This window comes from Candidatus Moraniibacteriota bacterium (genome assembly GCA_028688415.1).
Lineage (GTDB): Bacteria > Patescibacteriota > Minisyncoccia > Moranbacterales > UBA1568 > UBA1568.
The window spans coordinates 1-14,428 of the sequence record JAQTYF010000003.1; the positions used below are offsets into that span (position 1 = coordinate 1).

Below are 14,428 nucleotides of genomic sequence, written 5' to 3' on the forward strand. Positions count from 1 at the left end.
CAGGCTTCTTTCAAAGATGTTGTGACCGAATAGACAAGATTTCTTTCTTTGAAAATATTCCTTTTTTAGGGTATACTGCCTCTTGTAGTCGCTGGTTTTATAAAGAAACTGATTTGTTCTGTCATGCGTGAAACTTTCTTGAATATTTTCCGAATCAAAGACCTCCGCAATAAGATTTTGTTTATTCTCGGACTTTTGGTCTTGTATCGAATAGCAGCCAATATCCCTCTTCCAGGAGTGGATGTTTTGGCTTTGAAGAAACTTTTTGAAGAAAATGCGTTTCTCGGTCTTTTGAACGTCTTTTCGGGCGGTGGATTGTCCAACATCTCTATTGTACTTCTCGGTGTCGCTCCATATATTACTGCATCGATCATTATGCAACTTCTTACGACGATCGTGCCAAGTCTCGAACGTCTCTACAAAGAAGAAGGGGAAACGGGTCGACAGAAATTCAATATGTGGACACGCTGGGCGACACTTCCTCTCGCTGCTTTGCAATCTTTCAGCATGCTCTCCCTTCTCCGTTCCCAGAATATTTTGGGAGATATCACGCCGTTTACTATGGCAGTGATTGTCGTGAGCGCGACAGCAGGTACGATTTTTCTTATGTGGCTTGGTGAACTTATCACTGAAAAAGGTCTTGGCAACGGTGTTTCAGTGATTATCTTTGCTGGTATCGTATCAGCCCTTCCGACAGGAATCTCTCGGTTTATCGCTACCTGGGATCCTTCGCAGATATTCACATATTTTCTTTTTGCATTGGTTGCTACCGTGACGATTGCAGGAGTAATATTTGTCAATGAAGGACAACGGACAATTCCGGTTGCTTATGCCAAACGTGTACGCGGAGCACAGGTGTATGGTGGTGCTGCGACGCATCTGCCACTTCGTGTGAACCAGGCTGGTGTTATACCGATTATTTTTGCCGTATCACTCATCCTCATCCCGACAATGATTGCTAATGTTTTGGCACAGAGTAATCATACACAAATAGCGAGCGTCGCCCTTTCTCTTAGTGCGTGGCTCCAGAATCAGTGGGTGTATGGGTCGCTCTATTTTTTCCTTATCGTTGTCTTCACTTATTTCTACACCGCTGTTGTTTTTGATCCAGTCAAGATTTCAGAAAATCTCCAGAAACAAGGGGGATATATTCCTGGTATCCGTCCTGGCAACACGACAGCAGAATATCTCTATCATATTATCAATCGTATCACACTGGCTGGAGCATTCTTCCTTGGATCGATTGCTGTTCTCCCGTTTATTGTTCAGGGATTGACGGGTATCAATGCTTTTTCTATCGGGGGCGTGAGTATTCTCATCGTCGTTTCGGTGGTACTTGAAACAGTAAAGCATATTCAAAGCCAGCTCACGATGCGAAGCTACGAAAACTTCTGAAGAAGTAATTTTTAAATTATTAATTTCTAATTTCTAAACAATTTCCAATGCTACAATTTTAAAATTTTCAAATTAAAAATTTGATCATTATTTGAAGATTGAAGATTGAAAATTTTACAGGCATGCCACTTAAAGACACATATATTCTCCTCGGTTCTGCTGGGAGCGGAAAAAGTACCCAAGCAGAGCTCCTCAAAAGTTCTCTTCATCTCGCTCATATCGATATTGGATCAGAGCTTCGTGCCGTTGCTTCTCAAGATACTGAGCTGGGTCACGAAGTGAATGAAATCATCAACGTGAAGCATACATTTGTTCCTGATGAAGTCGTCTTTGCTGTTTTGTCAGATGCCATTGATTTCGTTCCAGAAACGGTCGGACTTCTCATCGATGGTATTCCACGGAGAGAAAGCCAGATAGAAAAAGTGCTCGAAGTACTTCGTGAATCTGGGAGATCACTCAATAAAGTAGTTTATATCGATGTACCAGAAACGGTTTCTGTAGAACGTATCTCCAGGCGATATTCGTGCTCGATTTGTAAACGAAATTATATTCTCGGAAAAAATCTGATAGACAGCGAAACACCATGTCGTTACTGCGGAGGACATATTGTCCAAAGAACAGATGATACCGAGGAAGGTGTTCGGACACGCCATCATATTTTTCAGGAAGAGACACTTCCTGTCATCAACTATTTCGAGAAAACAGGAGAGTTGCTCCGTATCAACGGGAATCAAGAAACCTACAAAGTATTTCAAAATATTCTGAAATACGTACGACCAGAATAAGAAACAACTATGCGACACACACTCGGGATGAGAGAAAAAGAATGGGTGAAGACCCCGGATGAAATCAGACGGCTTCGTTTGTCATGTCAGAATATGGCACGTATTCTCGAAACGGTCATGGCCACGGTCAAACCAGGTGTCACTACTTTCGCGGTTGATGCGCTCGCAGAAAAAATGATTCGTGAAATCGGAGGGACACCTCTGTTCAAAGGTTACAATCCTGGAGGAGGCCGACCATTTCCCGCAACACTCTGTGCGTCAATCAATGACGAAGTAGTACATGGTATCCCGAGCAAAGAACGCATTCTCAAAGAAGGGGATTTGTTCAAGATAGATATCGGAATGCGTTTCGAGGGAATGGTCTCTGACATGGCCCGTACGATTATGGTAGGCAATGTATCTCCGCTGGCCGAAAAACTCACCACAGTCACGAGGGAGTGCTTGGAGCGCGGTATAGCAGAGCTCCGTCCGGGTGCGCATATTTCCGCCTACGCACGTGCGGTGCAGGGGCATGCTGAATCAAATGGCTTTTCTGTTGTTCGTGATCTCGTCGGTCATGGTGTCGGACGAGAACTCCACGAGGATCCTCAAGTACCGAACTATGTTTCTCGTCGGATGGATGATTTTATTTTAAGAAAAGGGATGACACTCGCACTCGAACCAATGATCAACGCGGGAACTTTTGCTGTCTCTATTGCGCCAGATGACTGGACATTCATCACTTCTGATAGTACACTTTCTGCACATTTCGAAGACACGGTCGTCATCACTGATCAGGGCGCAGAAATCCTAACGAGAGTATGATTCTCTCTTCTAACATCCAGATATTCCTACACAAATATTTTTTCTCCAGCTTGTTTCTCTCTGTCACATAAACTGAGTCGCAAAAGCCTGCTTGTCGATAGACAAGTTCGACAGAGAAATAGGAGCAAGAAAAAATAATTTTATGAAAATATTTTCCTCATAGAGTATGTCACAGAATCTGCAGAATTATCTCGGTATTGATTGGGGCGCCACAAATATTGGTGTTGCTTTGGCACATCAAGAAACGGGTGTCGCATTACCGTACAGGACCCTCAAGAATGATACAGCTACTGTCACAGAATTGAAAAAAATTATTGAAGCAGAGGCTATCGGAACGATCGTTATAGGTATTCCTGTCTATGAACACCGAGAAGATGTTTCGTATGGCGGAGAGATACTAGGGAAATCTCTCGAAGAACAATGTGAAGTAGCGGTGGTCTATCAGAATGAAATGTTTACAACCAAGATGGCACAAGTCAATCTCATCGAACAAGGAGTGAAGAATGCTTCAAAACATAATGATGAAGAATCTGCGCGTATTATTCTCCAAGAATGGCTTGGTAAAAAACGATGATGAAAAATTGACTTTTGGGTGTCGAAAAGAAGGGCTCTTCTTATATAAGGAGTTTCATTTCCAAATGAAGTGTCAATTGAGAGTCTTGAAAAGGAATGATTTTTGTGGTATAATAGGGAAAAGAGTATATTTTAATACCATTTCTATGAGCGAAGACCTCGTGTCTATGAAGAAAATCTGCATCGTCGATGATAACAAAGAAATACGTGATATTTATCGAACCAAATTCGAAAGTGAGGGATTTGCAGTGATAGATGCGGAAGACGGAGAGAAGGCTCTAGAAATTATCAAAAGTGAACGACCGGATGCAATACTTCTCGATATTCAAATGCCTGTACTTGATGGATTTGGTGTACTCAAGGCGCTCAAATCGGATGCAGAACTTGCCAAGATTCCTGTCGTGATGTTTAGTAACGTCGATAGTGATGAGATTTTTCAGACAGTCAGCAATCTTGGTGGTGCGCAATATTATCTCATCAAAGCACTTACTACTCCTCAAAAAGTAGTGGATATTGTTTCCAAAGCTCTCACTAAAGACGAATAGTGTTTCCTTTTTTGTTATATATCAAAAAAATCCAATATGTTTGGATTTTTTATTTTTTGAAAGTCACAGTATGATTTTTTGGTGATATTTTTTCTACAATGAATATGATGCTTGACATATGATATGTCTTGAACAAAAGCTTTTTTTCAGGTAGAGTAGAAGGGTGATCTCTAACCTATGCCCTTATGAAAAGCACGAATCAAGCCTATAATCCCAAGAAAATTGAAGCCAAGTGGCAGAAGGAATGGAAGAAAAATGGGCATCCGAAGGCCAAAGGAAAGAATGGGAAAATGTATATTCTCGATATGTTTCCGTATCCATCGGGAGACGGACTGCACGTAGGTCATGTAGAAAATTTCACCGCGACCGATATCTACGCTCGTTTCAAACGAATGAATGGCTATGATGTACTTCATCCGATGGGATGGGATGCATTCGGATTGCCGGCAGAGAATTTTGCTATCAAGACGGGTATTCATCCGAGCAAGAAAACCCTCGAATCTATCAAAAATTTCAAACGACAGATGGAATCGATCGGGCTTTCGTATGATTGGGAACGAGAAATCAACACTTCCAGTCCCGAGTATTACAAATGGACCCAGTGGATGTTTTTGTTTTTGTATAAGAATGGGTTGGCATACAAGAAAAAGGCCAAAGTGAACTGGTGCGAGGCCTGTCATACCGTGCTTGCCAATGAACAAGTGATAGATGGCAAATGTGATCGATCTGGGGATATCGTCATTCAGAAAGATCTCGAACAATGGTTTTTCAAGATTACTGATTTTGTCGAAGATACCAAGAGTGAAAGTGGTAAGAAAATTTCCGGACTCCTCTCTGGTTTGGGTAAAGTGGATTGGCCATCATCGACAGCTACTGCTCAGAAACACTGGATCGGGCGTTCCGAAGGTGCGGAAGTGATTTTTCCCGTTGCGAATACAGAGGAAGAAATACGAGTATTCACGACACGCGTAGATACTATTTTCGGATGTACCTACGTCGTCGTTGCTCCAGAACACCCACTCATCAGTCAACAATTAACAAATAACAGTCAACAGAAAATTCAAAATAAGGAAGAAGTGAAAAAATATTTGGCAATCACGAAGAAAAAAACCGATCTTGAACGCACAGAATTGAACAAAGAAAAAACAGGCGTTGTCCTCGTCGGTATCGAAGCGATTAATCCATTTACAGGAGAAAAAGTTCCGGTGTACGTTGCTGATTATGTGCTCGGGACATACGGTACCGGAGCCGTGATGGGAGTGCCGGCACACGATGAACGTGATTTTGCTTTTGCGAAAAAATACGAGTTGTTTATACAGCAGTCTGTCGCCTCGCTTGACAAGAAGAATGAAACAGAATGTTTTACGGAAGATGGAATACTTATCGATTCGGGAGAATTTACCGGACTGTCATCGGAAGAGGCACGAGAGAAGATGTCAGCTTGGCTCAAGAAAGAAAAAATGGGTGGCAAACGAGTGCAGTATCGTCTCCGTGATTGGCTCATCTCTCGTCAACGCTATTGGGGATCGCCGATCCCAATTATCTACTGTGATGAATGCGGAACCGTACCGGTACCGGAGAAAGATTTGCCGGTGAAATTGCCGACCGATGTGGATTTTCGTCCGACAGGGGAATCTCCTCTTGTACGATCGAAGAGTTTTCAGAGAGTGAAGTGCCCGACCTGTGGTAAAAAAGCCCGTCGCGAATCCGATACGATGGACACTTTTGTTTGCTCGAGTTGGTACTATCTCCGTTTTGCTGATCCGAACAATACCAAGAAATTTGCTGATCCGAAGAAACTTGCAAAATACTTACCAGTGGATTTCTATATGGGCGGAGCGGAGCATACGGTACTCCATTTGCTTTATGCACGATTTTTCACCAAGGCACTCGCGAAATATGACTACCTCACATTCGACGAACCGATACTAAAACTCCGTCATCAGGGGATGGTGATTGCCGAAGATGGACGCAAGATGTCCAAATCGCTCGGGAATGTCGTGAATCCGGATGCGGTGATAACAGAGCTCGGAGCGGATACACTGCGTCTCTATGAGATGTTTATGGGACCACTCGAAGATATGAAAACGTGGAACACGGGAAGTGTCATCGGACTGAGACGTTTCCTCGACAAGGTGTGGCGACTGGGTCAATTGACAGTGAACAAAAAACAGTCAACGGAAAACAAAAAAATTGAAGGTTTGCTTCACAAAACAATCAAGAAAGTAACCGAAGACGTTGAAGATCTGAAATTCAATACTGCGATCAGCACACTGATGATACTCGTCAACGCGATGGAAAAAGAAGAATCTCTCTCACCTAGGACCTATCAATCATTTCTTATTCTGCTTTCTCCGTTTGCACCGCATATCACGGAAGAATTGTGGCAAATAGTAGAGGCGAGATCCGCCATCCGCCAACTGGCGGAGGCGAAAAAGTCGATCTTTCTTGCTCCGTGGCCAAAGTGGGATGCGAAAAAAATCGTCGAAGAATTGTCCGTTATTGCCGTTCAAGTCAATGGAAAAGTTCGTGCGACTTTTGAGATAGCTACCGGAAGCTCTGAAGCAGAAGTGAAAAAAGTCGCTCTCGAGGATCCTCGGGTGCAATCATATACCGAAGGCAAGCAGATCCGAAAGATTATTTATATTCAAGACAAGATTTTGAGTATTGTTATTGCTTAGCGAGGTTCTCTCTAAAAAGATTTTTCATTTTCTTTTCCATATCCGCCGCCGAACATATCATGACTCATTCGGTCGAGCAGGGGGGGGGCTGTCCTGTCGAGACCATCCGTCACGCCCGACTGCTAGCGACTCATTCATCAGATATGTGGTCGGCAATCGGATAAAGGAAAGAAAATAAAATAATCTTTTTTATAAATTCAAAGAATTGGAAAAATATATTTCCGTCAGCAGTTCGGGAGTGATCAAAATTTGATTCAATAGATTTCAAAACTATTATGCAATGCGTCATTCTGGCAGCGGGGAGAGGGACGCGGATGGGAGCGCTCACAGACACGACTCCCAAGCCGATGCTTCCGATACTTGGCAAGCCACTCCTCGAATGGAAATTGGCGACGCTCCCAGAGTCAATCGATGAAGTGTTTATCACGATCGGACACCTCGGTGAACAGATCAAAAGCTATTTTGGGAGTGAGTGGCAGGGGAAGAAAATACAGTATATCCGTCACGAGAAACTCGATGGAACAGGAGGATCGATACACCTCGTAGAGCAGTCAGGATTGCTCCGATTCCCGGTGCTCGTCATCATGGGCGATGATCTGTATCGTTCTGAAGACCTGACACGTCTGATGAAGTATCCTCTCGCGGTACTCGCATGTGAGATGCAGAATTCGAGTCAGTTTGGAGTGCTACGAACTGATGAGAATGGTCGACTCACACAAATTATGGAGAAGCCTCACCCAGCAGAATACAAACTGGTCAATACAGGAGCATATATGCTTGACCGACATTTTTTCGAATACCCACTTGTGGCAATATCCGAGACAGAATATGGCCTCCCTCAGACGCTCGTACAGATGCGTGACACGTATGACATTGTGGTAGAGAAAACAACAATATGGTTCCCTATCGGCACTCCAGAGGCCCTCGAAACTGCTCAGACGAAAATAAAGAAATTTCTTATATAGTTTTTTCGATGAAAAATATCGAATAAATACTATTCATTCTGTCACGGTTGAAGAGTGAGAAAGAAGATGATACACTGAGTCTATTATCTTTGAAGAGAGTATTGTTATGCGCACAAGTATTACGGAGTATCTCACTCTCGATCGACCACTCATCATTTTTGATCTCGAGACCACTGGACTGGCGACAGGAGAAGATAAAATCATTGAATTGGCGTATGAAAAAATCATGCCAAACGGAGAAATTATTGCTTATTGTCAGCGTATCAATCCAGGAAAACCTATCCCACCAGTAGCGAGTAGTATCAATGGTATTTATGATAAGGATGTCGCCACTGCGCCAAGTTTTGCTAAACTTTCGTATGAATTGTGGAGCACTTTTGAGGGTTCAGATGTTGGAGGATTCAATATCACGGGGTTTGATTTGCCGTTTTTGCGCGGTGAGTTTTTATCAGTAGGAAAGACATTTGATTTTACTCTGAAAAGGGTGCTCGATGCGAAAGTGCTCTACCATAAAATGGAGGCGCGTGATATGTTTGCGCCACGTAACCTCACCGCTGCATACAAACTGTACTGCAACAAGGATCATATCGATGCACACTCTGGTGCGGGAGATGTCCGCGCGACAGTGGAGATTCTCGAAGAACAATTGAAACGATATCCGGAATTTCGAAGCTGGGAATATCTGGCAGAACTTCATGGTAACAAGAAGCTTCTCGAATCAGTGAAGACTGAACATGCGCCTCTTATTACTGCAGAATCTCTCGGGACATTATTTTAAGAGAATATATTTATGGATTTTTTCCACGCTATCATACTCGGCATCGTTGAGGGAGTGACAGAGTTCCTTCCTGTTTCTTCGACGGGACATATGATCCTTGTATCAGAATTACTCCATATTCCTGATACCGAATTTCTGAAAACATTTGAGATTACTATACAGCTTGGGGCTATCCTCGCTGTAGTTGTTTTGTATTGGAGAAAATTGCTCCTCGACTTCGAAATGATGAAGCGAATTATGGTTGCACTTCTTCCTGCTCTCGGTGTCGGATTTCTTTTTTATAGTTTCATACGATCGCTCCTCGGTTCGGGTATGACGGTTGTCGTCGCATTATTCCTCGGGGGCGTGATCATTATTTTGTTCGAACTTTTCCGAAAAAAACCAGAGGAAATGCTCGAGGATTTATCGGTTTTTTCGTACAAAAAAGCTTTTTTTATTGGCTTGTTTCAGGCGTTGTCGGTGATACCGGGTGTCTCTCGATCAGGAGCAACGATTCTCGGGGGAATGTTGCTCGGGATGCGACGCAAAGCGATTGTCGAATTCTCATTTCTTCTCGCCGTACCGACAATGGTCGCCGCTACGACACTCGATATCGTGAAGAATGCAACGTTGTTTGATGTTGGGAATATGTCAGCATTTCTCATCGGCTTCTCCGTTTCTTTTTTCGTCGCGCTTTTTGCTATCAAATTTTTACTTCGATTTGTAGAAACGCATACGTTCATTTTGTTTGGAGTATATCGTATAGTGATTGCGATACTGTTTTTCTTTTTTGTGTACTAAATAATTCTCTCACATATTCTTGGTATGGCACTTCTGTACGGCAAACCGATAGCGGATCGTATTCTCTCTGAAACAAAAAGACAGAGAGAGATATCTGGTATCGTTCCAGGGCTCGCGGTGATTCTCGTCGGAGATGATGCTTCGTCACAACTCTATGTGAATCTGAAAGAAAAATCTGCCAATGAGATTGGTGTTTCTTTTGAAAAATTTTTGTTTGCTCCCGAATCAGGAATGTACGATATCCTCCAGTGCATCGATATGCTCAACAAACGTGACGACATTCACGGTATCATCGTGCAACTTCCTCTACCATCTGGGTTCGATACTGATGAAGTGATCGCTCGTATCGATCCGCACAAAGATACGGATGGATTTCACAATGAAACTATACGACAATTTCTCGCTGGCAAGCAGGAATACTGTCCTGTATTTCCTCGGGCGATGATAGAGCTTCTTCGGACAGCAGGTGGATACCATATCGGAGATACCGCTCTCGTCATTGCGAATTCTGACCTCTTGGGACAGGTGATGGTACAAGCCCTCTCATTCGAAGGATTACAGGCAGAATACGTCCTCAGTACTCTGCCGTATGAAGCACTTCTTACCAAAACACGAGAGGCATCAGTCATTATCACAGCGTGCGGGAAATCTGATCTCATTACAGGGGATATGATCACAGAGAATACGGTGATTATCGATGGAGGCATCAGTCAGATTAATGGGAAAGTCGTAGGGGACGTCGAGAGGATAAGTGTCGAAAACAAAGCTCGATTTCTTACGCCGGTTCCTGGAGGTGTCGGTCCGGTGACTGTCGCGACGCTCCTCGCGCGTATCACCGATGCATCATTGCAAAAATAAAATACAGCGGTTGAACCGCTGTAAATGCTGTGCCGAGGGAGGGACTTGAACCCTCATGATATTGCTATCGCGGGATTTTGAGTCCCGTGTGTCTACCATTCCACCACCTCGGCATATTTTTTTTGATCATTTTTTTCTTTGTATGGAGCCAAAGAGCATAGACATAGAATAGAAAATTGATAATCATTTGTCAATGGGTTATAATAAAGTAAACATCGAGCAGTCAACAAGAAGAAGAAAAGATTGTGATGTTTTATTGATTGTTTGTAGTTATCTGTTTATGTGAGTTGTTGACTGAATATATGGCAAAAATTATCGGTTTTATCAATCAAAAAGGTGGTGTCGGAAAGACCACATCGACTATCAATATCGCAACGTATCTTGCGGAAGCTGGCAAGAAAGTTTTGCTTGTCGATCTCGATCCTCAGGGTAATGCTTCATCGGGTCTTGGTATCAATGCTCGTAGCCTGAAAAAAAATCTGTATCACGCGATGATCCTCGGCAATCCACCACAAGAAATTATCTTGCGTACTGAGACAGAAGGGATGCATATTATTCCTTCTGCGCAGGATCTTGCTGGAGCAGAAATCGAGATGGTGCATATCGACAATCGAGAATTCCGCCTCTTCAACGTGCTCCGTCAAGTCAGATCATATTATGATTATATTTTGATCGACAGCCCTCCATCTCTCGGACTCCTCACGATCAACGGGCTCGTCGCGTGCGATGAAGTGATCATCCCTGTGCAGACAGAATACTATGCACTCGAGGGACTCTCGCAGTTGCTCGGTACCATTGAACTTGTTCGTGAACATCTCCAGCCGAAACTGAAAATTATGGGTGCGCTCCTCACGATGTATGACAGACGTAATCGTCTTTCTCGTCAGGTGATTTCTGAAGTGCGGGCACATTTTCCTGGACCGGTTTTTGAAAACGTTATTCCTCGTTCTGTCCGTCTCGCCGAAGCCCCAAGTTTCGGAAAATCTATTCTTGATTTTGATGCCTTTTCCAAAGGAGCACGTGCGTACAAGGGAGTCGTGCGCGAAATATTGAGATGGGATGAAGAAGCTGAGGAAGAACAGAGAAAATTGAAAGTACTATAAGAATTTTCAATTTCTAATTTTCAATTTTCAAACAATGGTTCAATTCTTTAGTTAAAAAATTTAGAAATTTCATCATTGGAAATTGTTTAGAAATTAGAAATTAATAATTAGAAATTATATTTCAACATTATGGCACAACAATATGGACTCGGGAGGGGACTTGCCTCACTTATACCACCCAAGAAAACTGATGAGAATACTGTAGCGTCTTCCCCGCTTCCAAACAATCATATCATCACGCCACACGAAAACGGATATCATCCTGCCGAGATGATGTCGGTGTCTGCGCCTACCCAAACGGTGCCAACAACAGTACTAGGAACCGGTGTCCAGGAAGTAGCTCTTGAGAAAATAGTACCGAATCCACATCAGCCGAGACTGTCATTTGATGAAGTGAAATTGCAAGAGCTCGCAGACTCCATCAAAGAGCATGGCATTCTCCAACCACTCGTTGTGAGTCCGAGTACCAAAGAAGGTGAGTATGAGATCATTGCTGGCGAACGTCGTTTTCGCGCCGCCAAAAAAGCAGGACTCACGACAGTACCAGTGATCGTCCGTGATGTGGATGAACAAGAAAAACTCGAACTCGCTATCATAGAAAATATTCAGCGACATGATCTCAATCCGATCGAAGAGGCCAAATCATTTCTTCGTCTTGCTGATGAATTCAATCTCTCTCAAGAAGCCGTCGCCAAAAAGATGGGGAAGAGTCGGAGTACGGTTGCAAACACGCTCCGTCTTCTCCAGCTTCCGATAGAAATACAGCGTGCCGTATCAGAGGGAAGGATCACCGAAGGACATGCTAAAGCCCTTCTCGCTATTGAAAATCCTGAGAAACAACGGGCTGTATTTGAGCTTATTATAAAGGAAGAATTGACTGTGCGTGAGACAGAGACCAGGGTTCAGAGTATCTCGGTCAAACCGTATGTGAGAAGTGCTGTTTCTCTCAATCCAGAACTTCTTGAACGGACAGAACACCTGACTCAAGTTCTCGGAACCAAGGTCAAAATCACTCCATCAGGCAAAGGAGGTAAGGTCATTATCGAATACTACGCACCAGAGGATTTGGATGGTTTGCTCCGTCGTCTGGAGGAATAGAAAAATTATTTTTTCAGAGATTTTCAGAAACACGTTTGGATATACCGAGCGTGTTTTTTTGATGTAAAAAAAGGAAGAAAAATGAGAAGTATTTTTGAGAGAATTTTTTGTTCTTTTTTCTTTTTTATCCATTGTTTTTTTTGGCTTTACACACGATAAGAAAGGTCTTGACTTATACACTTCTTGACAATCAAAAAGTATGCTATAATTTCCTTGTCATTCCAGATGAAATTACATGCCGTTTTTCATAAAAAATAAACAACGAAAAACAGTACTTACTTCTCTTATTTTCGCTCTCGCGATGGGGATGATCGTAGCAGGGTGGTCACATGTCCAACCCGTTTTTGCTGTTTCTACGACATCACCTATTTCACAAATCGGTCTTTCTGCATCGCTTTTCAATAACGAAAATCGTGTTATCAACAACGGTACCTACGAAGTACGGTTTGCGTTGTATCGTGTCGATCGTGAAACTATCGATCTCTATCCTTCCGATACTGATGCTGGATCACGTATCTGGTCAGAAACACAAACAGTGACGATCAAGAGTGGCTTGCTCAAAGCGTTCCTCGGATCAGTAGTACCATTTCCGAGTACACTCAATTTCCAGGACGGGAGTTATTACATCGGCATCCGTATCGGCACTGATTCTGAAATGGTGCCACGAAAAAAACTGAGTTCTGTACCGAGCGCACTCAATGCTCAGTTCCTCCAAGGAAGAACACTCGGGACGCTTCCTGGAAATATTCCTGTCTTGGGTGACAATGGAAAAATGGATATCAAATCTCTTCCGACAGGAAAAGGCAAGAATCAACTGGTACTCGGAAACGATGCTCGTCTCAAAGCGGATACCAATTCACATGCACAAAATACGGATGTCAGCACTACTTCCGAAATCTTCACTCTTGGAAAAGGGAAATCAACTGCTTCGACTGATTTTTCTTTGAATGTTTCAGAAGCTTCGAATACTCCAGCCATCCGTTTCAATGCAACGACACAGACATGGCAATTCTCGAACAACGGATCATCTTTCGGAAACATTGCTTCGAGTACCGTCGGATCATATCTCCCACTTGCCGGAGGGACGATGCTCGGTGATATTGTCTTTGCTGGAACGCAGACGTTTACGAACCTCATCAATCTTGGTTCTGATACCATCGGAAATTATGTCGCGACCATATCAGGTGGTGATGGTATTCTTGGTTCTGCTTCTTCCGAAGGAGCAACCCCGACACTTTCTATCGATCTTTTGACCACTGCTGATGGTACGGGTGCTACCTCATCGCATTCAGGATTGGAATTTGCGGGAGGTGCATCAGACCAGCTTTCTTTGCTTCAGGGTTGTCTCTCTGGTCAAGGTATCGCATGGAATGATACGACCAATGTTTGGGAATGCAGTACTTTTGCTGGAGGTCTCGCTGGAGTAGGTATCTCTGATTACAATGTTTACTGGACAGGCACAAGTACTCTCGGATCCGAACAATTTGTCAACGTCTCTCGTGGTGGAACAGGAGTTTCTGGAGCTACTGCAGGGAATGGAACTCTCCTCATCGGTACAGGTACCGGCTATGCTCTCGCAACACTTACCCAAGGAACAGGTATCACGGTGACCAATGCTTCTGGGAGTATCACTCTTGCAACCACAGCATCGACATCGGTGGTCAATGATACCAACATCACCGGATCGATAGCGAGTAATGCACTCACCCTTGGATGGACTGGACAGCTCGCAGTGAGTCGTGGTGGAACAGGAGTTGGATCATTGACGTCCAATGGTCTCCTCTATGGCAATGGTACAGGCGCAGTCCAAGTCACAACGGCTGGTACTGATGCTCAATTCCTCGTCGCCAATCTGACAGGTGTCCCGACATTTGTTTCGATGGGTGGTGATGCAACCATCGCCAATACTGGAGCCCTCACCATCTCTGCCGATGCCGTTGCTCTCACTACCGACACGACCGGAAACTACGTCGCTACCATCACCAATGGAAACGGTATCACAGGATCATCAGCCTCCGAAGGTGGTACACCAACACTCTCTGTCAACCTCCTCACAACAGCCG

The 14,428-nt window shown here is 43.7% G+C and carries 13 protein-coding genes and 1 tRNA gene; 13 read left to right on the forward strand and 1 reads right to left on the reverse strand.

Features of this window, described 5'->3' with window-relative positions; translation table 11 throughout:
* Positions 1-123 precede the first annotated feature (123 nt).
* The 10 genes from secY to PHH40_04870 all read left to right on the forward strand — a co-directional run bounded on the left by secY (position 124) and on the right by PHH40_04870 (position 10,164).
* The gene (gene secY / locus PHH40_04825) at positions 124-1,395 is read left to right on the forward strand and encodes a preprotein translocase subunit SecY (protein ID MDD2767047.1); all 1,272 of its coding nucleotides are present in this window, start codon (positions 124-126) and stop codon (positions 1,393-1,395) included.
* Positions 1,396-1,517: 122 nt separating this feature from the next.
* Entirely contained in the window at positions 1,518-2,180 is a 663-nt protein-coding gene (locus PHH40_04830) for a nucleoside monophosphate kinase (GenBank protein ID MDD2767048.1), read from the forward strand.
* A 9-nt stretch (positions 2,181-2,189) separates the two neighbouring features.
* The gene (gene map, locus PHH40_04835; GenBank protein MDD2767049.1) at positions 2,190-2,984 is read left to right on the forward strand and encodes a type I methionyl aminopeptidase; all 795 of its coding nucleotides are present in this window, start codon (positions 2,190-2,192) and stop codon (positions 2,982-2,984) included.
* Positions 2,985-3,150: 166 nt separating this feature from the next.
* Positions 3,151-3,558, forward strand: a complete 408-nt coding sequence (gene ruvX, locus PHH40_04840) for a Holliday junction resolvase RuvX (protein MDD2767050.1) — start codon at positions 3,151-3,153, stop codon at positions 3,556-3,558.
* Between the two features lie 145 nt (positions 3,559-3,703).
* Positions 3,704-4,102, forward strand: a complete 399-nt coding sequence (locus PHH40_04845; GenBank protein ID MDD2767051.1) for a response regulator — start codon at positions 3,704-3,706, stop codon at positions 4,100-4,102.
* Between the two features lie 185 nt (positions 4,103-4,287).
* Positions 4,288-6,783, forward strand: a complete 2,496-nt coding sequence (leuS, locus tag PHH40_04850; protein MDD2767052.1) for a leucine--tRNA ligase — start codon at positions 4,288-4,290, stop codon at positions 6,781-6,783.
* Between the two features lie 275 nt (positions 6,784-7,058).
* Entirely contained in the window at positions 7,059-7,748 is a 690-nt protein-coding gene (locus PHH40_04855; GenBank protein ID MDD2767053.1) for a nucleotidyltransferase family protein, read from the forward strand.
* A 106-nt stretch (positions 7,749-7,854) separates the two neighbouring features.
* The gene (locus tag PHH40_04860; GenBank protein ID MDD2767054.1) at positions 7,855-8,526 is read left to right on the forward strand and encodes a 3'-5' exonuclease; all 672 of its coding nucleotides are present in this window, start codon (positions 7,855-7,857) and stop codon (positions 8,524-8,526) included.
* A gap of 12 nt (positions 8,527-8,538) precedes the next feature.
* Positions 8,539-9,306, forward strand: coding sequence for an undecaprenyl-diphosphate phosphatase (locus tag PHH40_04865; protein MDD2767055.1), 768 nt, complete (start codon positions 8,539-8,541; stop codon positions 9,304-9,306).
* Between the two features lie 24 nt (positions 9,307-9,330).
* Positions 9,331-10,164: a bifunctional 5,10-methylenetetrahydrofolate dehydrogenase/5,10-methenyltetrahydrofolate cyclohydrolase gene (locus tag PHH40_04870; protein ID MDD2767056.1), complete on the forward strand. Its 834-nt coding sequence runs from the start codon at positions 9,331-9,333 to the stop codon at positions 10,162-10,164.
* 30 nt (positions 10,165-10,194) lie between these two features.
* Here PHH40_04870 and PHH40_04875 read toward each other — a convergent pair.
* Positions 10,195-10,277, reverse strand: a tRNA-Leu gene (locus PHH40_04875).
* A gap of 189 nt (positions 10,278-10,466) precedes the next feature.
* Here PHH40_04875 and PHH40_04880 point away from each other — a divergent pair.
* From PHH40_04880 to PHH40_04890, 3 genes are all read left to right on the forward strand, one after another.
* Complete coding sequence (locus tag PHH40_04880; GenBank protein ID MDD2767057.1) at positions 10,467-11,267, forward strand: AAA family ATPase; 801 nt, start codon at positions 10,467-10,469, stop codon at positions 11,265-11,267.
* 129 nt (positions 11,268-11,396) lie between these two features.
* A complete protein-coding gene (locus PHH40_04885) occupies positions 11,397-12,365 on the forward strand; it encodes a ParB/RepB/Spo0J family partition protein (GenBank protein MDD2767058.1) in 969 nt (322 codons plus the stop codon).
* Between the two features lie 235 nt (positions 12,366-12,600).
* Positions 12,601-14,428: hypothetical protein (locus PHH40_04890; GenBank protein ID MDD2767059.1), on the forward strand; the 1,828-nt coding region annotated here is incomplete at its 3' end.

What these genes read in the sequence shown, in the direction of transcription:
- secY (MDD2767047.1), top strand. Translation starts at nt 124, where the DNA reads ATGCGTGAAACTTTCTTGAATATTTTCCGAATCAAAGACCTCCGCAAT.
- PHH40_04830 (MDD2767048.1), top strand. Translation starts at nt 1,518, where the DNA reads ATGCCACTTAAAGACACATATATTCTCCTCGGTTCTGCTGGGAGCGGA.
- map (MDD2767049.1), top strand. Translation starts at nt 2,190, where the DNA reads ATGCGACACACACTCGGGATGAGAGAAAAAGAATGGGTGAAGACCCCG.
- ruvX (MDD2767050.1), top strand. Translation starts at nt 3,151, where the DNA reads ATGTCACAGAATCTGCAGAATTATCTCGGTATTGATTGGGGCGCCACA.
- PHH40_04845 (MDD2767051.1), top strand. Translation starts at nt 3,704, where the DNA reads ATGAGCGAAGACCTCGTGTCTATGAAGAAAATCTGCATCGTCGATGAT.
- leuS (MDD2767052.1), top strand. Translation starts at nt 4,288, where the DNA reads ATGAAAAGCACGAATCAAGCCTATAATCCCAAGAAAATTGAAGCCAAG.
- PHH40_04855 (MDD2767053.1), top strand. Translation starts at nt 7,059, where the DNA reads ATGCAATGCGTCATTCTGGCAGCGGGGAGAGGGACGCGGATGGGAGCG.
- PHH40_04860 (MDD2767054.1), top strand. Translation starts at nt 7,855, where the DNA reads ATGCGCACAAGTATTACGGAGTATCTCACTCTCGATCGACCACTCATC.
- PHH40_04865 (MDD2767055.1), top strand. Translation starts at nt 8,539, where the DNA reads ATGGATTTTTTCCACGCTATCATACTCGGCATCGTTGAGGGAGTGACA.
- PHH40_04870 (MDD2767056.1), top strand. Translation starts at nt 9,331, where the DNA reads ATGGCACTTCTGTACGGCAAACCGATAGCGGATCGTATTCTCTCTGAA.
- PHH40_04880 (MDD2767057.1), top strand. Translation starts at nt 10,467, where the DNA reads ATGGCAAAAATTATCGGTTTTATCAATCAAAAAGGTGGTGTCGGAAAG.
- PHH40_04885 (MDD2767058.1), top strand. Translation starts at nt 11,397, where the DNA reads ATGGCACAACAATATGGACTCGGGAGGGGACTTGCCTCACTTATACCA.